Source organism: Pseudomonas sp. G11 (assembly GCF_029457515.1).
GTDB classification, from domain to species: domain Bacteria; phylum Pseudomonadota; class Gammaproteobacteria; order Pseudomonadales; family Pseudomonadaceae; genus Aquipseudomonas; species Aquipseudomonas gorinensis.
In genome coordinates this window covers 1,244,525-1,266,005 of the sequence record NZ_CP120377.1, presented here as the reverse complement: position 1 = coordinate 1,266,005, position 21,481 = coordinate 1,244,525, and the positions used below count along the sequence as shown (strand labels likewise).

Annotated in this window: 17 protein-coding genes; 10 read left to right on the top strand and 7 right to left on the bottom strand. The window is 58.5% G+C overall.

The window, feature by feature from the left end; genetic code table 11:
* The first annotated feature begins 2 nt into the window (after positions 1-2).
* The 3 genes from P2T68_RS05700 to P2T68_RS05690 are packed head-to-tail and all read left to right on the top strand — an operon-like array spanning position 3 to position 2,864.
* Entirely contained in the window at positions 3-914 is a 912-nt protein-coding gene (locus P2T68_RS05700) for an ABC transporter permease subunit (protein ID WP_026139829.1), read from the top strand.
* A 10-nt stretch (positions 915-924) separates the two neighbouring features.
* Complete coding sequence (locus P2T68_RS05695) at positions 925-1,893, top strand: ABC transporter ATP-binding protein (protein WP_024073411.1); 969 nt, start codon at positions 925-927, stop codon at positions 1,891-1,893.
* Positions 1,893-2,864 carry a peptide ABC transporter ATP-binding protein gene (locus P2T68_RS05690; protein ID WP_102624186.1) on the top strand — a complete coding sequence of 324 codons (972 nt, stop codon included), beginning with the start codon at positions 1,893-1,895 and terminating at the stop codon, positions 2,862-2,864. The genes P2T68_RS05695 and P2T68_RS05690 overlap by 1 nt, the downstream gene beginning before the upstream one ends.
* A 200-nt stretch (positions 2,865-3,064) precedes the next feature.
* Here P2T68_RS05690 and P2T68_RS05685 read toward each other — a convergent pair whose 3' ends face one another.
* The 5 genes from P2T68_RS05685 to P2T68_RS05665 form a co-directional block, all read right to left on the bottom strand.
* Positions 3,065-3,331, bottom strand: a complete 267-nt coding sequence (locus tag P2T68_RS05685; RefSeq protein ID WP_024073409.1) for a hypothetical protein — start codon at positions 3,329-3,331, stop codon at positions 3,065-3,067.
* 297 nt (positions 3,332-3,628) lie between these two features.
* Positions 3,629-4,657, bottom strand: a complete 1,029-nt coding sequence (locus P2T68_RS05680) for an MFS transporter (protein WP_346772495.1) — start codon at positions 4,655-4,657, stop codon at positions 3,629-3,631.
* Positions 4,658-4,821: 164 nt separating this feature from the next.
* Positions 4,822-5,856, bottom strand: coding sequence for a hypothetical protein (locus tag P2T68_RS05675; protein WP_277379141.1), 1,035 nt, complete (start codon positions 5,854-5,856; stop codon positions 4,822-4,824).
* 27 nt (positions 5,857-5,883) lie between these two features.
* Positions 5,884-7,257, bottom strand: coding sequence for a DUF6002 family protein (locus P2T68_RS05670; RefSeq protein ID WP_277379140.1), 1,374 nt, complete (start codon positions 7,255-7,257; stop codon positions 5,884-5,886).
* Between the two features lie 249 nt (positions 7,258-7,506).
* On the bottom strand, positions 7,507-9,090 hold the full coding sequence (locus P2T68_RS05665) for a peptide chain release factor 3 (RefSeq protein ID WP_024073408.1): 1,584 nt from the start codon (positions 9,088-9,090) through the stop codon (positions 7,507-7,509).
* A gap of 331 nt (positions 9,091-9,421) precedes the next feature.
* On the opposite strand from P2T68_RS05665, the gene P2T68_RS05660 reads away from it, so the two are divergent.
* The 5 genes from P2T68_RS05660 to P2T68_RS05640 all read left to right on the top strand — a co-directional run bounded on the left by P2T68_RS05660 (position 9,422) and on the right by P2T68_RS05640 (position 14,772).
* Positions 9,422-10,138 (top strand): ABC transporter permease, encoded by a 717-nt coding sequence (locus tag P2T68_RS05660; RefSeq protein ID WP_004372306.1) that lies wholly within the window; start codon positions 9,422-9,424, stop codon positions 10,136-10,138.
* A 20-nt stretch (positions 10,139-10,158) separates the two neighbouring features.
* Positions 10,159-11,052, top strand: coding sequence for a glycine betaine ABC transporter substrate-binding protein (locus P2T68_RS05655; protein ID WP_024073407.1), 894 nt, complete (start codon positions 10,159-10,161; stop codon positions 11,050-11,052).
* 12 nt (positions 11,053-11,064) lie between these two features.
* Positions 11,065-11,757, top strand: a complete 693-nt coding sequence (locus P2T68_RS05650) for an ABC transporter permease (protein ID WP_168232455.1) — start codon at positions 11,065-11,067, stop codon at positions 11,755-11,757.
* 222 nt (positions 11,758-11,979) lie between these two features.
* Positions 11,980-13,137: an ABC transporter ATP-binding protein gene (locus P2T68_RS05645; RefSeq protein ID WP_024073405.1), complete on the top strand. Its 1,158-nt coding sequence runs from the start codon at positions 11,980-11,982 to the stop codon at positions 13,135-13,137.
* Between the two features lie 471 nt (positions 13,138-13,608).
* Positions 13,609-14,772: a type III PLP-dependent enzyme gene (locus P2T68_RS05640; protein ID WP_024073404.1), complete on the top strand. Its 1,164-nt coding sequence runs from the start codon at positions 13,609-13,611 to the stop codon at positions 14,770-14,772.
* A 51-nt stretch (positions 14,773-14,823) separates the two neighbouring features.
* Here P2T68_RS05640 and P2T68_RS05635 read toward each other — a convergent pair whose 3' ends face one another.
* Together P2T68_RS05635 and P2T68_RS05630 are read right to left on the bottom strand one after the other, a co-directional pair.
* Positions 14,824-15,573: a tetratricopeptide repeat protein gene (locus P2T68_RS05635; RefSeq protein WP_102624189.1), complete on the bottom strand. Its 750-nt coding sequence runs from the start codon at positions 15,571-15,573 to the stop codon at positions 14,824-14,826.
* Positions 15,574-15,575: 2 nt separating this feature from the next.
* The gene (locus P2T68_RS05630; protein WP_024073402.1) at positions 15,576-16,256 is read right to left on the bottom strand and encodes a Fe2+-dependent dioxygenase; all 681 of its coding nucleotides are present in this window, start codon (positions 16,254-16,256) and stop codon (positions 15,576-15,578) included.
* A gap of 205 nt (positions 16,257-16,461) precedes the next feature.
* Between P2T68_RS05630 and P2T68_RS05625 the strand changes: the two genes are divergently transcribed.
* Positions 16,462-18,744 carry a TonB-dependent siderophore receptor gene (locus P2T68_RS05625; RefSeq protein WP_277379139.1) on the top strand — a complete coding sequence of 761 codons (2,283 nt, stop codon included), beginning with the start codon at positions 16,462-16,464 and terminating at the stop codon, positions 18,742-18,744.
* Between the two features lie 135 nt (positions 18,745-18,879).
* Positions 18,880-21,405 carry a sulfite reductase flavoprotein subunit alpha gene (locus P2T68_RS05620; protein ID WP_277379138.1) on the top strand — a complete coding sequence of 842 codons (2,526 nt, stop codon included), beginning with the start codon at positions 18,880-18,882 and terminating at the stop codon, positions 21,403-21,405.
* Positions 21,406-21,481 lie beyond the last annotated feature (76 nt).

The window sequence follows — 21,481 nt, the reverse complement described above, 5'->3', positions numbered from 1 at the left end:
CCATGACCACACCTACTCCCGTGTCAGCAGTCGATCAAAGCCTGCTGTATCCGTCCCCGTACAAAGAATTCTGGCAAGCCTTCTCCAAGAACAAAGGCGCGGTCGCCGGCCTGCTGTTCATGTTGCTGATCGTGTTCTGCGCGCTCTTCGCCCCTTGGGTGGCGCCGCATAACCCGAGCGAGCAGTACCGCGACTTCCTGCTGACCCCGCCGTCATGGCTGGAAGGCGGGCAGATCCAGTTCCTGCTCGGCACCGACGAACTGGGCCGTGACTTGCTCTCGCGCCTGATCCAGGGTTCGCGCCTGTCGCTGCTGATCGGCTTGTCGTCGGTGGTGATGTCGCTGATCCCGGGCATCCTGCTGGGTCTGTTCGCCGGGTTCTTCCCGCGCCTGCTGGGCCCGACCATCATGCGCCTGATGGACATCATGCTGGCCCTGCCGTCCCTGCTGCTGGCGGTTGCCATTGTCGCGATCCTCGGCCCTGGCCTGATCAACACCGTGATCGCCATTGCGATCGTGTCCTTGCCGTCCTATGTCCGCCTGACCCGTGCTGCGGTGATGGGCGAACTGAACCGCGACTACGTGACCGCCGCACGCCTGGCCGGTGCCGGCCTGCCACGCCTGATGTTCATCACCGTGCTGCCTAACTGCATGGCACCGCTGATCGTACAGGCCACCCTGAGTTTCTCCTCGGCGATCCTCGATGCCGCGGCCCTGGGCTTCCTCGGCCTTGGCGTACAACCGCCAACCCCGGAGTGGGGCACCATGCTGGCTTCGGCCCGTGACTACATCGAACGCGCCTGGTGGGTGGTGAGCCTGCCTGGCTTGACCATTTTGCTCAGCGTGCTGGCAATCAACTTGATGGGTGACGGCCTGCGCGATGCGCTGGACCCGAAACTCAAGAACGCCGCCTGAGGAGATTCCCATGTCACTGTTAGAAATCAAGAATCTCAACGTGCGCTTCGGCGACAAGACCGCCGTGCCGGTGGTCGATGGCCTCGACATCAGTGTCGACAAAGGCGAAGTACTGGCAATCGTTGGTGAGTCTGGCTCGGGTAAATCCGTGACCATGATGGCGCTGATGGGCCTGATCGAGCACCCCGGCATCGTCACTGCCGACGCCCTGAACTTCGACGGCAAGGACATGCTCAAGCTGAGCAACCGCCAGCGCCGCCAAATCGTCGGCAAAGACCTGGCAATGGTATTCCAGGACCCGATGACCGCGCTGAACCCCAGCTACACCGTGGGTTTCCAGATTGAAGAAGTGCTGCGCCTGCACTTGAAAATGTCCGGCAAGCAAGCACGCAAGCGCGCTATTGAGCTGTTGGAAAAGGTTGAGATCCCAGGCGCTGCCAGCCGGATGGACGCCTACCCGCACCAACTGTCCGGCGGTATGAGCCAGCGTGTGGCCATCGCCATGGCGATTGCCGGCGAGCCCAAGTTGCTGATCGCCGACGAACCGACCACCGCATTGGACGTGACCATCCAGGCGCAGATCATGGACCTGCTGCTGGCGTTGCAGAAAGAGCAGAACATGGGCCTGGTGCTGATCACCCACGACCTCGCCGTCGTGGCGGAAACCGCCCAGCGTGTGTGTGTGATGTACGCCGGCCAGGCGGTGGAAGTCGGCCAGGTGCCGCAACTGTTCGACATCCCGGCACACCCCTACAGCGAAGCGCTGCTCAAGGCGATCCCCGAGCACAGCCTCGGCGCCACGCGCCTGGCCACGCTGCCGGGTATCGTGCCCGGCCGCTATGACCGCCCGCAGGGTTGCCTGCTGTCGCCGCGCTGCCCGTACGTGCAGGAAAGCTGCCGCCAGACCCGCCCAGGTCTTGACCCTAAATCCAACAGCCTAGCGCGCTGCTTCTACCCCTTGAACCAGGAGGTGGCGTAATGGCCGTCGTTCTTACCGCCCGCGACCTGACCCGTCACTACGAAGTGTCCCGTGGCCTGTTCAAGGGCCACGCACTGGTACGCGCGCTCAATGGTGTGTCGTTCGAGCTGGAAGCCGGCAAGACCCTTGCGGTCGTGGGCGAATCCGGTTGCGGCAAATCCACCCTGGCCCGCGCGCTGACGCTGATTGAGGAACCGTCCTCGGGGTCCCTGAAAATCGCCGGCCAGGAAGTCGCCGGCGCCGACAAGGCCCAGCGCAAGCAATTGCGCAAAGACGTGCAGATGGTGTTCCAGAGCCCGTACGCCTCGTTGAACCCCCGCCAGAAGGTCGGTGATCAACTGGGCGAGCCGCTGCTGATCAACACCCACCTGTCCGCCGCCGAACGTCGCGAAAAAGTCCAGGCGATGATGAAGCAGGTGGGCCTGCGCCCTGAGCATTACCAGCGCTACCCGCACATGTTCTCCGGTGGCCAGCGCCAGCGCATCGCCCTGGCCCGCGCCATGATGCTGCAACCCAAAGTGCTGGTGGCGGATGAGCCGACCTCCGCACTGGACGTATCGATCCAGGCCCAGGTGCTCAACCTGTTCATGGATTTGCAGCAGGAATTCAACACCGCCTATGTGTTCATCTCCCACAACCTGGCGGTGGTGCAGCACGTGGCCGATGACGTGATGGTGATGTACCTCGGCCGCCCGGTGGAAGTGGGCCCCAAGGAAGACATCTACGCCCGGCCTCTGCACCCTTACACCCAGGCGCTGCTGTCGGCCACCCCGACCATCCACCCGGACCCGAACAAGCCGAAGATCAAGATCGTTGGCGAGCTGCCTAACCCGCTGAATCCGCCGCCTGGCTGCGCTTTCCACAAGCGCTGCCCGTACGCGACCGAGCGTTGCAGCAGTGAGGAGCCGCTGTTGCGGCCGTTGGATAACCGTCAGGTGGCATGCCACTACGCGGAGCAATTCGTGGCCTGAAGCAGCCCCACCCTCTTGTAGGAGCGAGCTTGCTCGCGAAGATCGTCAACGATAACGCAGCCTTTTCAGGTTTATCGTGGCGCTCTCCGTTTTTTCGCGAGCAAGCTCGCTCCTACAGAGGTTGGGGGCTAACGCGTTCTACAGCCCCTCCCGTCAGGTTGCGCATCAACCGGGCGGGAGGGGCTTTTTTTTTGCCAGGTCTACGTCTGGCTATCGCCTTCATCATCCGGGTTGTCATCGTCCGGCTCGTCGGTGGTGGAGTCGTCATCGTCCTTGCTGCCACCTTGGCCCTCGTCGCCTGGCTCCGCTTCGGACTTGGCCAGTTGCAGGACCTTGCCATGCCCACTCTGCGCCGCAGACACTGCCGCCCCACTCTGCACCGGGTTATGTGCCCAGGCCGTCGACATTCCCAACGACAACAGCACCAGTACCTTCAGCAACAACACTAAGCGTTGAACAATATTCATGGTTGATTCCGTCCGGTCAGTAGGTGAATCGCGCACGGCGGCCGTTTAGTACCGCCAGCGTTGACGCTAGTCCCGATGCCGGATTCTTGCCAATCCCCTGCCTGGTCGAAAGCAAAAATGTGAAAGGGGGCTTGCCCCCGATGGCGGAGTGCCAGCCCCCAATGTACGGGCTGACACACTGCTATCGGGGGCAAGCCCCCTCCCACATTCTGTTTGGCGACGCTCAGGAATTAATGGTGCTCGCGGGTCGCGCGGAATTTCACATCCGGCCAACGCGTCTCCATAAATACCAGGAATCTATAAGGGTTCGGGTTCGAAACGAGTGGCTTGATAGATAAAGGGCATTGAACACATTGCCAATGTAGCTGTTACCACCCAAATGCTATGCCCACCGAACAAACCGTAAATTTGTCCGCCCAATGCCGGACCAAAAACGGCACTGGCACTCCAGCAAACAGAAAAAAGACCGAAGTAATGCCCGCTTTTACCAGATTGCGCAAACTGCATAACAAGTACGCTGAGGGTCGGCAAAAACAGAATTTCGCCAAGCGTCCAAAGTGCAGTTGATATAAAAACATAAAATGGGTGAGAGCCAAAAGGCAACATACTTAGCCCAACAGCAAGCAGCAGACTGCCGGTTAAAATCTGGCGACGAGCCCCCCAGCGCTCAGTCCAGTGAGAAATTGGAATTTGCAGCACCACAATCAATCCAGCATTCAATGCAAATTGCCATCCTATAAAGTCCGCACCGAGGTGATAGTAGTCAATCAAGTAATTCCCAAGCATGCTGTAGATCGGTTCAAAGGCAAGTCCAAGTAAAACGCTGGCCGCCAATAGCCAGAGAAAAGATCGGTCTCTGTAGGGCTTTTGGGAAGTTTTATTGAAGTCGTCTGGAACACACGGCACTTCTACAGCTCTATGTAAAATCGAATAGGCAAACCACAGAAGCCCAGAAAACATCACCGCAGCACTGACAAAAAACAACCATCGAAAGTCGATTTGTGCTAATGCACCGCCCATCACCCCTGCAACCGCCATTCCTAAATTCGCTGCGACGCGATTCAATGCCTGGGCCCGAGGCCTTTCCATCACGTCACAATATTCCATAATTAAACGTTGGTGCAGCGTTCGAATGGCCCCATCAAATACACCGCCTAATACCAGAAGCCCAGCAAGCACATACAAATTCGTACTAAGCCCCAAGAGAACCAGTACGATGCCACATCCGAATAAAAGTATTAGAGTAAGTTTTGCGCAAGGGACATGATCACTTAATAAGCCCCCACCCAACGAACCTACTAAAAGGCCGACACCATAACCCGACAACAACCAGCCGACCCATTCAATATGGCAAACCCAGAATTTGACGGAGATACAGCGCCATAAACAGCTTGACCATGGCGCTCACTCGATTAATAAAAATCAGTGATGCAAGCACCCAAGCCACTTGACTGAAATAAGGGTTAAGTCGAGAGGCAAAGAAATTAAACCTAACCATATAGCGAATCCAAATCCCGAAACACCGCCCCATCTATTCCTCTTGACTCGAACGGAATATCTAAGCGCGCAACATTATTTGCATCGTAAAAATATAGCGCCTTTAACGACTTACACCCAGCCTCTATTAACAGAGGGTTATTTATTAAAAAATACCTGACTGAGGGGCTAAGTGCTGCCATCCGAATAAGCAAACGCCAATCACCGAAATTATTTTCCGGAATAACAGCTTTCGTACCAAACCGTTTCTTATATTGAAACGTCCCCTTAGTCAGAAATGGCTCGCACCCCTGAAAATCAACATAGTCAATAGCTGAATTATTCGCCGCCCACTCTATAATTGAGTGATAAACAAAGTTTTGAGAGCCGTTAACTCGATAAGTACCGCTCCCATTTTTAACTCCGATTAGCCGCGCATTTAGTATCCGACCAGACTTATCAATTTGCGAAACGCTTCCCGCGACCCACTCCTTGGCATCGTATATCCGAAACAACACACCTTGTTTGAACAAGCGAGCGTATGCTTCTTTTTCCTCGACGCTACGCGCCAGATCTCCATAGTGACTCTTCATCGTTGGCAAATGCATCGAGTGATAAAACTCAAAAAAATCATGATCTTCAAACGAAACATTGTAATGAAATCCCTGAGCGACACATTGCTCTCGCCGCTTACCCTCTCTTTTAGACAGCTGGCTCTTTATGTCATCCCAGGGTCCAGACACATCAACCGCCTGATGGATACGACTTACCCCCACAACATCACCGTCCAGCGCAAAGTGGCTAATGATCGTCTTAGGGGCCATTAGACATAACATCTCGCTTTTGACTATTTGCAGAAAGCATTCAAGCTCTCTCCATTCAAAAGCGCCTTGGCGGACTACAGATGAGCGTTCGAAAAAACGCTCTTCTATAAACGGCGCAATATAGACCAAACCCTCTCTGACACCCACATATGTAATTTCAGCCTCTTCACCTAATATAGAGTACCCTTTGACAACGCGAAAATGGCATAACTTATCTACCGACATACTCACAACCCAACTTTATGATTAACGCTAGCGAAAAAACGCCAGCATTTCTTCAGCAGTGTTTATATAAGTCAAACCATTTGCAGGGATGCGTTTATAATCCTGACATGAGTAGGAGCCAGAAGCATGTATGGTACATCCGTTACTCGGCGTTAATAATTCACGATCAATTGCATTCAAACACCCGCAGAGCGCCATGACTAATGACCACTCCTTGAGATCCCGAGGGTCTGAGGGTAGCTTCACCGGCGTATTCGCTAATAATTGCACGCACTCGCTATAACGCTGCAAGCATTCATGAAGAGATACAACAATACCTGAACCGCCGCCTTCTCTTATTGCTGCAGTCATCTCATCAGCAGTAGTAGGCTGATGTGTATAAAAAGTTGGTTCAAGGACCTCACTTGGACTCCAAGTCGTAGCAGGAAAATGTGGGGATGCTGATTGCCCCCATAGTCCGCCGACCAAACGTGAATAGTGAGGCGTAGACGTTCCGGAAAAATCACCATCCAGCATGTGGAGTACCATGTCACTTGTAGCCAAATGCTGGACCAATAGAAATGATGGCGATGCTACAGCGTGGTTGTTTTCCCTTAAAAATTTTACGCCTGACAAATAGCCTAAGAGTCCATATGCGCTTGAGACTGCATGCACATGTATTGTTTTTCTGCCCACATCCCAGGCGTCTCCGTATTCGAAGTCAAAAAACGCTCGGGTTTGGTCAGAAAAGCGGTAGTTTTCAAGGCGTAGCGAATGCCATAACTTTAGGTCGCTGATCCCCGCCCTAGAAAACGCCTCCTTAAAACCCTGACCGATCACCTTCACTCGTTCTGGCGAGTCCGTATCTAGCACGAAAATTGGATTTAGAGCACGAAGCCTAGGGTTGTCATATAGTTCTGTAGACCTAAGCTTTTCGACAGTTTGGGCTGGGGTCAGTGTAATAATCCTCAGTTGTGTTTCATCAACCAATTTTGCTTGCAGGGCACGCAGTACAGCGTCGCGCAATGCTATTGCCTTATTTCCCGAGGAAGGTGAAAACAGTAAAATCCTCTCCCCTGTTTTCTGGATATGACAGATAGCGCGAGCAACTATCAGAGTCGATGCAAGTGTTTTCGTTGTTTGTGTATTTGGATTTCCTCTCAGATCAAGCAAGCGTAGTGGTACGTCCCTATACTCTCCAAGCTCAAAAAACTGCGCTGTCGCTACTGAAAGAAATTGGCGCATAGGCTCATTTAATAACGGCAGTTCCATTGACGGTTCGAACCCGCCATTAGAACTAGGCGGTTCAAAACCGGCAGAACTTTGTGAAAGTAAATCGTAGTAGCGTTCTAAAATAGCGACCCTTTCATTGACTCTTCCTTCCACGCTTCTTAACGCCGCTGCCGGATTAGCATTATCCATCTGTAGTTACTCCATAAAATAGGGTAGCGCGACATAGAAGCTAGACGTAGGAAAAACCCTTGTCATCATGAAAATCAAGACGAACAAAGAAATAGAATAAAGCTACTTATATGAAGGAATTGAACTACTGCTTTATAAGAAAAAAACCACAGATAAATATTTAGAAAGCCACTATAGGCACTCATCGGGAAGTCCCACAAAAAAGGGCGAAGCCATCACAGCTTCGCCCTTCTCCTTACCGCTCAGACCTTAATGGTGCTCGCGAGTAGCCCGGAATTTCACATCCGGCCAACGCTCTTCCATCAGCGCCAGGTTGACCCGTGTCGGCGCCAGGTAGGTCAAGTGACCGCCGCCGTCGACCGCAAGGTTTTCCACAGCCTTGTTGGAGAACTCTTCCAGCTTCTTCTTATCGCTGCAATCGATCCAGCGCGCGGAGTACACGGTGATTGGCTCGTAGGAGCACTCAACCTTGTATTCCTCTTTCAAGCGGCTGGCGACCACATCGAACTGCAGCACGCCCACAGCGCCGAGGATGATGTCGTTGCTGCGCTCGGGGAAGAACACTTGGGTCGCGCCCTCTTCCGCCAATTGCTGCAAGCCTTGGCGCAACTGCTTAGATTTCAGCGGGTCGCGCAGGCGCACACGGCGGAACAGTTCCGGGGCGAAGTGCGGGATGCCGGTGAAGCCCAGCGTTTCGCCTTCGGTGAAGGTGTCGCCGATCTGGATAGTGCCGTGGTTGTGCAAGCCAATGATGTCGCCAGCGTAGGCTTCTTCAAGCTGCTCACGCTCGGAGGAGAAGAACGTCAGGGCGTCGCCGATACGCACGTCCTTGCCGGTACGCACGTGGCGCATCTTCATGCCTTTTTCGTATCGGCCGGAACAGATGCGCATAAAGGCGATACGGTCGCGGTGCTTGGGGTCCATGTTCGCCTGGATCTTGAACACGAAACCTGAAAACTTCTCTTCCACCGGTTCCACGGTGCGCTCGTTGGCCACGCGTGGCAGTGGGCGCGGCGCCCAGTCCACCACGGCGTCGAGCACGTGGTCGACCCCGAAGTTGCCCAGGGCCGTACCGAAGAATACCGGGGTCAACTGGCCGTCGAGGAATTCCTGCTGGTTGAACTCATGGCAGGCACCCTGCACCAGTTCCAACTGGTCGACAAAACGGTCGTACTCGTCACCCAGGTGGGCGCGGGCCTCGTCGGAGTCGAGCTTCTCGATGATTTTCACATCCGTACGTTCATGACCGTGGCCGGCGGTGTAGACAATGATGTAGTCGTCGGCCAGGTGGTACACGCCCTTGAAGTCGCGGTAGCAACCAATCGGCCAGGTGATCGGCGCAGCCTTGATCTTCAGGACCGCTTCGATTTCATCGAGCAGTTCGATCGGGTCGCGGATATCGCGGTCGAGTTTGTTGATAAAGCTGACGATCGGCGTATCACGCAGGCGGCACACATCCATCAAGGCGATGGTACGTGGCTCGACGCCCTTACCGCCGTCGAGGACCATCAAGGCCGAGTCCACCGCGGTCAGGGTGCGGTAGGTGTCTTCGGAGAAGTCTTCGTGGCCCGGGGTGTCGAGCAGGTTGATCATGTGATCGCGATACGGAAACTGCATGACCGACGTGGTAATGGAAATACCCCGTTGTTTTTCCATTTCCATCCAGTCGGAGGTGGCATGGCGGTCAGATTTGCGGGATTTCACCGTGCCGGCCACTGCGATTGCCTTGCCCATCAGCAAGAGCTTCTCGGTGATGGTGGTTTTACCGGCATCGGGGTGGGAAATAATGGCGAAAGTGCGGCGTTTCGCGACTTCGGCGGCCTGGTGGGTCATGGGAAATCGCCTGGCAGGTGAGTCAAAAAAGGGCGGCGAGTATAGCGCAAACCCAGGCTGGCGGACCACCGTTCACCCCATTGGGGGTGGCTAAATACTGCCAAGTGTGGAACCTTTTAAAAGGTAGAGACGTCCACTCCCCTGCTACCGCACTCGGAACAGGGGCTGAAAAATCAGCAAGTTAGCCTGACGAGGCTGCGCTCATGGCTTGACCTCATGCCGCTTTTGCCGGCATTGGCAAGCTGCTTTTCGCGACCACATTCGAAGACAGCCAGGAATGGCATGCCACGAAGGAATGTGTTCGCCGACAGAAGAAAAAAGGAGTCCGCCTGTGGCTATTCGCTATGGCAAAGGGCTGATAGGAGGAGCGGTTGTCGTCGCTCTCCTGGCCCTGCTGGTCCACTGGATCGGCATCAACACGATCGAACTGTACCGCGACGATTTATTGTTTTACCTGCAAGCTCATCTGATTCTCGTCCTGGTCTCCATGCTGGCCGCCCTGATTGTGGGCATCCCCGCCGGTATCCTGCTCAGCCGACCGAACATGGTCGGGCGCGCAGAACGCTTCATGCAGATTTTCAACATCGGCAACACCGTCCCTCCCCTGGCCGTACTGGCCATCGCCCTCGGCGTCCTCGGCATCGGCAGCGGCCCGGCCATCTTCGCGCTGTTCCTCGCCTCCTTGCTGCCCATCGTGCGCAACACCTACGAAGGCCTCAAAAACGTTCAAGGCTCGCTGAAAGAAGCCGCCACCGGCATCGGCATGACCCCGCGCCAGGTGCTGTTTCGCGTCGAATTGCCCAACGCCGTGCCGATCATCATCGGCGGTGTGCGCGTGGCCCTGGCGATCAACGTCGGTACCGCGCCGCTGGCGTTCCTGATTGGCGCCAACAGCCTGGGTAGCCTGATTTTCCCCGGCATCGCCCTGAACAATCAGCCGCAACTGCTGCTCGGCGCCGCGTGCACCGCGTTGCTGGCGTTGCTGCTCGACGGCCTGGTGACCATGGCCAGCCGCCTCTGGCTGGAACGCGGGTTGCGTCCGTCTTAAGGCTCGGCAAAGGAAATCACATGAAAAAACTGACTCTGATATTGAGCTGCGTCCTGCTGTTTGCAGGTTTTGCGCACGCCGCTGAAAAACCCGTGATCCGCATCGGCGCCCGGGTGTTCACCGAACAGACCCTGCTCGCCGAAATCACCTCCCAGTACCTGCGCACCAAGGGTTACGACGCCCGTGTGACCGGTGGCCTGGGCAGCAACCTGGCACGCAGTGCCCAGGAAAGCGGGCAACTGGACCTGATCTGGGAATACACCGGCGTGTCGCTGGTGGCCTACAACCACGTCGATGAGAAGCTCGACAGCGCACAGTCCTACGCCAGGGTGAAAGAACTCGACGCGAAAAAAGGCCTGGTCTGGCTGTCGCCGTCGAAATTCAGCAACACCTACGCGTTGGCCCTGCCCGAGAACGTCGCCAAGGAATTCCCGCAGATCAACAGCATCAGTGACCTGACCCAAGCCTTGGCCGAAAAAACCAAAGGCACGCGCCTGGTCGCCCTGGACACCGAATTCGCCAACCGTTCCGACGGCATGGGCGGCATGGTCAAGCTGTATGACATGAACCTCACGCGCAAAAATACCCGGCAGATGGACGCCGGCCTGGTCTATACCGCGCTGCGTAATGGCCAGGTGTTTGCCGGCCTGGTCTACACCACTGACGGTCGCCTGAACGCGTTCAAATTGAAGCTGCTGGAAGACGACAAGCACTACTTCCCGGACTACACCGCCGCCCCCGTGGTGCGCCAGGTTTACCTGGACGCGCATCCGCAACTGGAGGCTGACCTCAAGCCCCTGGCCGCGCTGTTCGACGACAAGACCATGCGCGAGTTGAACGCGCGGGTCGACGTCGACCATGAAAGCCCATCCGCTGTTGCCGCCGATTTCCTGCGCCAACATCCGATCAACTAAGAAGGAGAAGACATGGAATTCCTGAACGCCTTTTCCCATCTTGATTGGGCCCAAGTCCTGCACCTGACCTGGCAGCACATCACCCTGGTCGGCATCGCGGTCATCCTCGCGATTGTCGTCGGCGTGCCCCTCGGCGTGCTGATGACCCGCTTCCCAACCCTCGCCGGCCCCCTGCAAGCCAGCGCCACGGTGCTGCTGACCGTACCGTCCATCGCGCTGTTCGGCCTGCTGCTGCCGTTCTACTCCAAATTCGGCCAGGGCCTGGGGCCGATGCCGGCGATCACCGCGGTATTCCTCTATTCCCTGTTGCCGATCATGCGTAACACCTACCTGGCCCTGACAAGTGTGGATCCGGGCATTCGCGAGGCCGCCAAAGGCATCGGCATGACCTTCGGCCAGCGCCTGCGCATGGTCGAACTGCCCATCGCCGTGCCGGTGATCCTCGCCGGGGTGCGCACCGCCGTGGTGATGAACATCGGTGTGATGACCATCGCCGCCACCATCGGCGCCGGCGGCCTGGGTGTACTTATTCTGGCTTCCATCAGCCGCAGCGACATGTCGATGCTGATCGTTGGCGCCGTGTTGGTCAGTCTCCTGGCCATCTTCGCCGACCTGCTTCTGCAATGGCTGCAACGCTCGCTGACGAGTAGGGGGTGTTCGCCGCAAATGGCGGGCGCGCCGTCGCCCCACAAAGCGCAAGACTAGGCGCGAGGAGAGAGATTTGGTTTCTTCAAATGAACGACGAGCAACGACGGATTGCGCTTTGTGGGGCACGGCCCTCCGGGTTGGAGCTGTGATCCCGCCGGGCTGCGTTGTGGGACTTGAAAAGGAAACGACATTTCCTGCGTCCCACGCCTTGCCCGGCGGGATCACAGCTCCAACGCGCTCCGCCATTTGCGGCGAACACCCCCTACTAGGACTGCTCAAATGATCGAACTTCAAAACCTGACCAAGACTTTTCAAAGCAACGGCAAAACTGTCTCCGCCGTTAACGACGTAAGCCTGACCGTCAACGAAGGCGAGATTTGCGTATTCCTCGGCCCTTCGGGCTGCGGCAAGAGCACCACGCTGAAAATGATCAACCGCCTGATCAAGCCCACCTCGGGCAAGATCCTGATCAACGGCGAAGACACCACCGACCTGGATGAAGTGACCCTGCGCCGCAACATCGGCTATGTGATCCAGCAAATCGGCCTGTTCCCGAACATGACCATCGAGGAAAACATCGTGGTCGTGCCGAAATTGCTCGGCTGGGACAAACAAAAATGCCACGACCGCGCCCGCGAGTTGATGAGCATGATCAAGCTCGAGCCCAAGCAGTATTTGCATCGCTATCCGCGTGAACTGTCCGGCGGCCAGCAACAGCGGATCGGCGTGATTCGCGCACTGGCGGCCGATGCCCCGCTGCTGCTGATGGATGAGCCGTTCGGCGCAGTCGACCCGATCAACCGCGAGATGATCCAGAACGAGTTCTTCGAGATGCAACGCGCGCTGAACAAGACCGTGATCATGGTCAGCCACGACATCGACGAAGCCATCAAGCTGGGTGACAAGATCGCCATCTTCCGCGCCGGCAAGCTGCTGCAGATCGACCATCCGGACACCCTGCTGGCGCATCCGGCCGATGAGTTCGTCAGCAACTTCGTGGGCCAGGACAGCACCCTCAAGCGCCTGCTGCTGGTGAAGGCTGAAGATGCGGCCGACAACGCCCCGTCGGTGAGCCCGGAAACCCCGGTGGCCGAGGCCCTGGAGCTGATGGACGAAACTGACCGCCGTTATGTGGTAGTCACCTGCACCGAGAACAAGGCACTCGGCTATGTACGCCGTCGCGACCTGCACCGTCAGACCGGCACCTGCGGCCAGTACCTGCGTGAGTTCAACGCCACGGCGGCGTACGACGAGCATTTGCGCATCCTGTTGTCACGCATGTACGAGTTCAATCGCTCGTGGCTGCCGGTGATGGATGCGGAGCGGGTGTTCCTGGGTGAGGTGACCCAGGAGTCGATTGCCGAGTACCTGAGTTCCGGTAAGTCGCGTGGGGGCAAGACCAGTATTGTTTCGCCTGCAGAGACTGCCCTGGCCTGACACAACGCGGTAAAAAATGTGGGAGGGGGCTTGCTCCCGATGGCGGTGTGTTAGTGACTGATGAAGTGACTGACACACCGCCATCGGGGGCAAGCCCCCTCCCACATTTGCCCCTCGGTGAGTCAGGGAAATCGCCTCAATTACCACTCAGCGGGGAACATCATTCCGTCACACGTGTCGGTTACATAAGTAGCTGCACGCCATCGCGCGACGAACGCGTGCAAAAACGCGACATTTTTAGTTGATCTATGGCCCCTCACGTCCTAAAGTTCGCGCCGAACGTCCATGCTGGAAACGATCCATCCGGCTCAAGTACTGACGACGAGACAGCAAGGCCAAGGGTAGCGATAGCCCCATGGCCTTTTTGCTTTCGGCGACATGCCTTGGGAAGTAGGCGAACCAAAGTGGGGATACGGAGGACGTTCAGTTGCACCCATTGATCAAATCAGTTTGCCCTTAGGAGTTCCCAGCATGTCGATCAACGTCGAAGATTATTTCGCGCGCGCCACTTTTGACAAAATGAAGGCGTTCGCCGACAAGCAAGAAACCCCGTTCGTGGTGATCGACACCGCGATGATCAGCCAGGCCTACGATGACCTGCGCGCCGGTTTCGAATTCGCCAAGGTGTATTACGCGGTCAAGGCCAACCCTGCCGTCGAGATCATCGACCTGTTGAAAGACAAGGGTTCGAGCTTCGACATCGCCTCGATCTACGAGCTGGACAAGGTCATGGACCGCGGCGTCAGCGCCGACCGTATCAGCTACGGCAACACCATCAAGAAATCCAAGGACATCCGCTACTTCTACGAGAAGGGCGTACGCCTGTTCTCCACCGACTCCGAAGCCGACCTGCGCAACATCGCCAAGGCCGCGCCGGGCTCGAAAGTGTATGTGCGTATCCTCACCGAAGGTTCGACCACGGCGGACTGGCCTCTGTCGCGCAAGTTCGGCTGCCAGACCGACATGGCCATGGACCTGCTGATCCTCGCCCGTGACCTGGGCCTGGTGCCGTACGGCATTTCGTTCCACGTGGGCTCGCAGCAACGCGACATCAGCGTGTGGGACGCGGCAATCGCCAAGGTCAAAGTGATCTTCGAACGCCTGAAGGAAGAAGACGGCATCCACCTCAAGCTGATCAACATGGGCGGCGGCTTCCCGGCCAACTACATCACCCGTACCAACAGCCTGGAAACCTACGCCGAGGAAATCATCCGTTTCCTCAAGGAAGACTTCGGCGACGACCTGCCGGAAATCATCCTGGAGCCGGGCCGTTCGTTGATCGCCAACGCCGGCATCCTGGTCAGTGAAGTGGTATTGGTTGCACGTAAATCCCGTACCGCCGTCGAGCGTTGGGTGTACACGGATGTGGGCAAGTTCTCCGGCCTGATCGAAACCATGGACGAAGCCATCAAGTTCCCGATCTGGACCGAGAAGAAAGGCGAGATGGAAGAAGTGGTCATCGCCGGCCCGACCTGCGACAGCGCCGACATCATGTACGAAAACTACAAGTACGGCCTGCCGCTGAACCTGGCGATCGGTGATCGTTTGTACTGGTTGTCGACCGGTGCGTACACCACCAGCTACAGCGCCGTTGAGTTCAATGGCTTTCCACCGTTGAAGTCGTACTACATTTAAGACCGCTGCGCTGAAAAAAACCCATGACGTGTCATGGGTTTTTTTTAGGGCTCAGGAAAGGCTCGCGGCCCGTTGTCGGTAGGCATCAGCCATCGCCCGAATCTGCGGATCATTCGCCGCCGCCAGCGCCTTGTGCGCCACTCGCAAAAACTTCAGGTTCCCGCCGGCCAGCGCCTTGCGCAACCACTCCAGCGCCGCGTCGACCTGGCCCTTGTCGGCCAGCACCGCTGCATAACTGAACTGGCCACGAAAATCGCCGGCTTCGGCTGAGCGTCGATACCAGGCCACGGCAGCATCCAGATCCCTCGGGCAATACTGCCCCTCTTCCAGATAGCGCCCCAGCAGGTTCATCGACTTGGCGTGGCCTTGCTCTGCCGCCTGGCGATAACACGCCAACGCATGGGGTTGATCCTCGGCAACACCGCGCCCGGTGGCCAGCAGATTGGCGTAGTTGTACAACCCCCAATCCAACCCGGCGTCTGCCGCCAGCCGGTATTCACGGGCCGCCGCCGCTTCGTCCACGGCGCTCCCCCAGCCATGCTCCCGGCAACGTCCCAGCATATTGCGCGCCATCCGGTGCCCGCCCTGGGCCGCGATCTGGAACCAGCGCAGTGCCAGCGCTTCATCGCACTCGATACCACGGCCCTCCAGCAGGATTTGCCCGAGTAAAGCCTGGGCGTCGACCACACCCTCCTTGGCCGCGATCAGGATCGCCTGGGCTGCTCGAACGGGAGAGTCATCGAGCATGGATTGCAATTGCTCGACGTTGAGCACTTCTTCACGCCGCAATAAAAACCCCATGCTCAGACCTCGACCCAGCGGCGCAACAGGTTGTGGTAAGTGCCGGTGAGCTGGATCAACGCCGGGTGGTCGGGGACAGCGGCGGTCAGTTGCTGGATCGCGCCATCCATTTCGAACAGCAAGGTGCGCTGGCTGTCTTCGCGCACCAGGCTTTGGGTCCAGAAGAACGAGGCGTAGCGTGCGCCACGAGTTACCGCGTTGACTTTGTGCAGGCTGGAGCCGGGGTACAGCACCATGTCGCCGGCCGGCAACTTGACCCGTTGCAGGCCGAAAGTGTCCTGGATCTCCAATTCGCCGCCGTCGTAGTCCTCCGGGTCGCTGAAGAACAGCGTCGACGACAGGTCGGTGCGTACCCGCTCATGGCTGCCCTTGGGCTGGCGCACGGCGTTGTCGATATGGAAGTCGAAACTGCCTCCTGCGGTGTAGCAGTTAAGCAACGGCGGGAAGACCTTGTGCGGTAACGCTGCCGACATAAACAGCGGGTTTTGCCACAAGCGCTCGAGCATCGCCGCACCGATTTCCTTGGCCAAGGGGTGGCCTTCGGGCAATTGCAGGTTGTGCTTGGCTTTGGCGGACTGGTGCCCGGCGGTGATTTTGCCGTCGGCCCAATCGGCGGTTTCCAGGGCTTGGCGGATGCGCAGCACTTCCTCACGAGAGAACAGGCCGGGAATGTGCAGCAGCATGGGACGATACCTGGGAACGAAGAGGCGCCAATGGTATTGATTCTTATCCTCTCTGTAAAACGCCTAGACGGATGAGCGTGTAAAAACCGTAAGCCAAAAGTGTAAAGAATGTAAATTCAGTACAAATAGCAATGTATCTCAATTGATATAAAATCTTGTTACACCTATATTTCGCGACCTCACATCCTTGGGGAAAGGACACGTCATGTCGCGCACCACTCTAAAAACACCTGCCAGTTCACCACGTCTGCTGGCTTCGGCCATCGGCGTCGCCCTCGGTGCCAACTCCGTCGCCCACCTGGCGCAAGCGGCCGAAGACACCGGGCAGAAAGGCCAGCGCAACAGCATCTCCCTGGGGGCTACCAGCATCACCGGCGAAGAACAGGACAACACCTCCTACCAGGTCGAAAAAGCCTCTTCGCAAAAGTACACCGCGCCGCTGGTGGATACGCCGCGCTCAGTCACCGTGGTGCCGCAACAGGTACTCAAGGACACCGCCGCCACCTCGTTGCAGGACGCCTTGCGCACAGTACCGGGCATTACATTCGGCGCCGGCGAAGGTGGCAACCCACAGGGGGATCGCCCGTTCATCCGTGGTTTTGACGCCCAGGGCGACACCTACCTGGACGGCGTACGCGACACCGGCGGCCAGAGCCGTGAGATCTTCGACATTGAATCCATTGAAGTCAGCAAGGGCCCGAATTCCTCGTTCGGCGGGCGCGGCTCGGCCGGTGGCAGCCTCAACCTGGTGAGCAAGACGCCACAAGCGCGGGACTTCACCAATGGTGGCTTCACCTATGGTTCCGACCAGACGCGCCGCTATGTGCTCGACGTCAACCGTCAGTTCCTCGACACCGCCGCGTTCCGCCTGAACCTGATGAGCCACGAACAAAACGTGGCCGGTCGCGACGCCGTGAACTACGACCGCTGGGGCGTAGCGCCCTCGCTGACTTTCGGCCTGGGTACGCCGACCCGCGTCAACGTCAGCTACTACCACATGGAAAGCGACGACCTGCCGGACTCGGGAATCCCCTACGGCTACGGCTCCTCGACCGCCACCGCTCACGTGCATGACAAACCCAACGACGGTGGCGACAGCAATAACTTCTATGGCCTCAAGAGCCGCGACTTCCGCAAGACCCGCGCTGACATCAGCACGTTTTCCTTCGAGCACGACTTGAACGACACCATGACGCTGAAAAACACCCTGCGCCATGGCAGCACCGGCCAGGACTACGTGCTCACGCAACCGGACGACAGCAAACTCAACGTCAACAAGTACGGCACCGTGTGGCGCCGCGCCAACACCCGTGTCTCAACCACCACCACGACCACCAACCAGACCGATCTGTTCGGCAGCTTCCAGGCGCTGGGCTTCAAGAACACTTACTCCACCGGCCTGGAGTTCACCGGCGAAGAAACCCGCGTCAGCGGCTACACGGTCAGCCCCAACGCCAACCCGACGTGCACCGTGGTCAAGGGCAGCCTGGGCGGCCAATGTACGTCGCTGAGCAACCCAACCCCGGATGATGCCTGGACCGGCAGCGTCGCACGCAACTACAACGGCACCAACACCAAGGCCACCAGCCGTGCCGCCTATGTGTTCGACACCATCGAACTTGACCCGCAATGGCTGCTGAACGTCGGCCTGCGCTACGACACCTTCGACACCGAAGCCAACACCAATGCCACCACCGGCCGCACCAAGATCAAGGACGACAGCCAGTTCTTCAACTGGCAGGCCGGCCTGGTCTGGAAGCCGGTGGAGAACGGCAGTATCTATGCGTCCTATGCCACCTCGGCAACGCCAGCCGGTGGTTTGGTGGGTGAAGGTGCCGACGGCAACCCACTGTCTGCGGGCGCCGCCACCAGCGACCTGCAACCGGAAGAGACCGTCAACTACGAGCTGGGCACCAAGTGGGACCTGTTCCACGATCGTCTGTCACTGACCGCTGCGGTGTTCCGCACCGAGAAGAAAAACACCCGCATCCTGGTCGACGCCCTGACTTACCAGAACGCCGGCGAATCCCGCGTCGACGGCCTGGAATTATCCGCCAGCGGCAAGCTCACCGAACAATGGCAAGTGTTCGCTGGCTACAGCTACCTCGACAGCGAACTGGTCAGCGCCGGCCTCAATGGACGTAACGGCGTCGTCAGTACGGGCTCGAACAAAGGCAACCAGATGCCGAACACGCCGAAGAACACCTTCAGCCTGTGGACCACCTACGACATCACCTCGAAACTGACCATCGGCGGCGGCGCGTTCTACGTCGATGATGTCTACGGCGACGCAGGCAACACAGTCTACGTGCCGTCCTATACCCGCTTCGACGCCATGGCCAGCTACAAGCTGACCAAGAACGTCGACCTGCAACTGAACGTGCAAAACCTGACTGACAAGACCTACTACGACAAGGCGTTCTCGACCCACTTCGCCAACCAGGCAGCCGGCCGTACGGCATTGTTGACCACCAGCTTCCACTTCTAAGGCGGTCAACCGCTCGCCCAAGCCCCACGCATCGGATGCGTGGGGCTTTTTGCGTGTAAAAAAGAATGTTTCTCGAACAGCCACGGCATAATGCGCGCCGTGCCCTACATATCCAGATAGACGAGGCGGTCCGACGTGTTGAAGAAAACCCTGTTCCAGTTGCACTGGTTCTTCGGCATCACTGCCGGTCTGGTGCTGGCCTTGATGGGGATCACCGGGGCTGCGGTCTCGTTTCAGGATGAAATCCTGCGCGCGCTCAACCCCAGCGTATTGTTCGTGCAAAAGCGCGAAGCCGGCGTACTGCCACCCGCCGAACTGGTGCGCAAGCTCGAAGCCACCGAAGGCAAGACCGTTTCGATGCTGTGGGTGGAAAGTGACAGCGGCAACGCCGCGCGCGTGTCCTTCACCCCGCCACCCGGCGAACGCCGTGGCCAGATGCGCTACTTCGACCCCTACACCGGCGACTATATGGGCGATGCCGTCGGCCAGGACGTGTTCGGTTTTATCCTGCAGTTGCACCGTTTCCTCGCCATGGGCGAAACCGGCCGCCAAATCACCGGGGCCTGCACCCTGATCCTGCTGTTCTTCTGCCTGTCCGGCCTGTACCTGCGCTGGCCGCGCCAAGTGGCGAGCTGGCGCGCGTGGTTGACCCTGGACTGGCGCAAAAAAGGCCGCAGCTTCAACTGGGACCTGCACTCGGTATTCGGCACCTGGTGCCTGCTGTTTTACCTGTTGGCCGCGCTGACCGGGCTGTACTGGTCCTACGACTGGTACAACCAAGGCGTGACCAAACTGTTGTCCGACGCCCCGCAGAACGAGCGGATGCGCAAGCGTGGTCCACCCCCTCAGGGGCCGGCGCCGGTCGCCAACTATGACGCGATGTGGAGCAGCATCTACAGCAACGCCGGCCCCGGCTTGAGCGCCTACAACATCCGCATGCCGGCGGTCGCCGGGCAACCGGCCATCGTGTATTACCTGCTGGCAAACTCCCCCCATGATCGCGCGCTCAACCAGCTCAACCTGGACCCGGCCACCGGCGAGGTCAAATCCCATGACCGCTACGCCAGCAAGCGCCTCAAGTCGCAGTTGCTGACCAGTGTCTATGCGCTGCACACCGGCAGTTACTTCGGCCTGGTCGGACGGATTGTCCTCACCGTCAGTTCGCTGCTCATGCCGCTGTTCTTTATCACCGGCTGGCTGTTGTACCTCGACCGTCGCCGCAAAAAACGCCAGGTGCGTGATGCGCGCAACGGCCTGGCAGCCAACCCCAGCGATGCAGCGGCCTGGCTGATCGGTTTTGCCAGCCAGAGCGGCTTTGCCGAGCAATTGGCCTGGCAGACCGCCGGACAATTGCAGGCCGCGGGGCTGCCAGTGAAGGTGCAGTCCCTGGGCAGCGTAAGCCCCGAAGACCTGCGCCAGTCGGCACATGCGCTGTTTGTGGTGAGCACCTTCGGCGACGGCGAAGCCCCGGACAGCGCGCGGGTTTTCGAACGCAGCGTGCTGGGCCAGAACCTGCCCCTCAAAGGCTTGAACTACTCGGTATTGGCCCTGGGTGATCGCCAGTACGAACACTTCTGCGGCTTTGCCCGGCGCCTGCATTTCTGGCTGACCCACCAGGGCGGCACCCCGTTGTTCGCCCCGGTGGAAGTCGACAGCGGCGACAGCGCTGCGCTGCTGCACTGGCAACAACAGCTGGGGCAGTTAACCGGCCACGCACCGACGGCGGCCTGGCCGACCGCCCAATATGAAAACTGGACCTTGAGCCAACGCACCCTGCTCAACCGTGGCAGCGCCGGTTCGGCCGTCTACCTGCTCGGCCTCACCAGCCCGTCGCCCCAGTCCTGGGAAGCCGGCGACCTGGTCGAAATCCTGCCACGCAATGGCCCGCAGGCCATCGAACGCTTCCTGGGGGGCCTGGGCCTGGCTGGCAGCGATGGAGTCCTGCTCGACGGCCTGCCGCACACCCTCGACCAGGCCCTGGCAACCCGCCAACTGCCGGACAACCGCACGCACCTGGTCGGCCTGCATGCCCAGGCCCTGGTGGACGCGTTAGTGCCGCTGGGCATGCGCGAATACTCCATCGCCTCGATTGCCAGCGACGGCGTACTCGAACTGATCGTACGCCAGGAGCGCCACCCGGACGGCAGCCTGGGCCTGGGCTCCGGCTGGCTCACCGAACATGCCGCCATTGGCACCGCGATCAGCCTGCGCCTGCGCCGCAACAGCGGCTTCCACCTGCCGCAGGTGCCAGTACCGTTGATCCTGCTCGGCAACGGCACCGGCCTGGCCGGTCTGCGCAGCTTGCTCAAGGCGAATATTGCCAACGGCCAACAGCGCAACTGGCTATTGTTCGGCGAGCGCAATATCGCCCACGACTACCTGTGCCAGGACCAGCTGCAAGGCTGGCTGGCCAGTGGTGACCTGGCCCTGCTGGACCTGGCGTTTTCCCGGGATCAGGAGGAGAAGATCTACGTGCAGGATCGCCTGCGCGAATCGGCAGACGTGTTGCGGCGATGGCTGGCGGACGGTGCGGCGATTTATGTGTGTGGAAGCTTGCAGGGGATGGCGACCGGGGTGGATCAAGTACTGCATGAGGTGCTGGGCAGCGAGGTGGTGGAGCGCCTGATCGAACAGGGCCGCTATCGTCGCGACGTGTACTGAGATCCTCTAGCCACTGAAGAACCTATGTGGGAGGGGGCTTGCCCCCGATAGCGGTGGGTCAGTAACCCATGAATTG

Coding starts and splice junctions, on each gene's coding strand:
- P2T68_RS05700 (WP_026139829.1), top strand. CDS start 3: ATGACCACACCTACTCCCGTGTCAGCAGTCGATCAAAGCCTGCTGTAT.
- P2T68_RS05695 (WP_024073411.1), top strand. CDS start 925: ATGTCACTGTTAGAAATCAAGAATCTCAACGTGCGCTTCGGCGACAAG.
- P2T68_RS05690 (WP_102624186.1), top strand. CDS start 1,893: ATGGCCGTCGTTCTTACCGCCCGCGACCTGACCCGTCACTACGAAGTG.
- P2T68_RS05685 (WP_024073409.1), bottom strand. CDS start 3,331: ATGAATATTGTTCAACGCTTAGTGTTGTTGCTGAAGGTACTGGTGCTG.
- P2T68_RS05675 (WP_277379141.1), bottom strand. CDS start 5,856: ATGTCGGTAGATAAGTTATGCCATTTTCGCGTTGTCAAAGGGTACTCT.
- P2T68_RS05670 (WP_277379140.1), bottom strand. CDS start 7,257: ATGGATAATGCTAATCCGGCAGCGGCGTTAAGAAGCGTGGAAGGAAGA.
- P2T68_RS05665 (WP_024073408.1), bottom strand. CDS start 9,090: ATGACCCACCAGGCCGCCGAAGTCGCGAAACGCCGCACTTTCGCCATT.
- P2T68_RS05655 (WP_024073407.1), top strand. CDS start 10,159: ATGAAAAAACTGACTCTGATATTGAGCTGCGTCCTGCTGTTTGCAGGT.
- P2T68_RS05650 (WP_168232455.1), top strand. CDS start 11,065: ATGGAATTCCTGAACGCCTTTTCCCATCTTGATTGGGCCCAAGTCCTG.
- P2T68_RS05645 (WP_024073405.1), top strand. CDS start 11,980: ATGATCGAACTTCAAAACCTGACCAAGACTTTTCAAAGCAACGGCAAA.
- P2T68_RS05640 (WP_024073404.1), top strand. CDS start 13,609: ATGTCGATCAACGTCGAAGATTATTTCGCGCGCGCCACTTTTGACAAA.
- P2T68_RS05635 (WP_102624189.1), bottom strand. CDS start 15,573: ATGGGGTTTTTATTGCGGCGTGAAGAAGTGCTCAACGTCGAGCAATTG.
- P2T68_RS05630 (WP_024073402.1), bottom strand. CDS start 16,256: ATGCTGCTGCACATTCCCGGCCTGTTCTCTCGTGAGGAAGTGCTGCGC.
- P2T68_RS05625 (WP_277379139.1), top strand. CDS start 16,462: ATGTCGCGCACCACTCTAAAAACACCTGCCAGTTCACCACGTCTGCTG.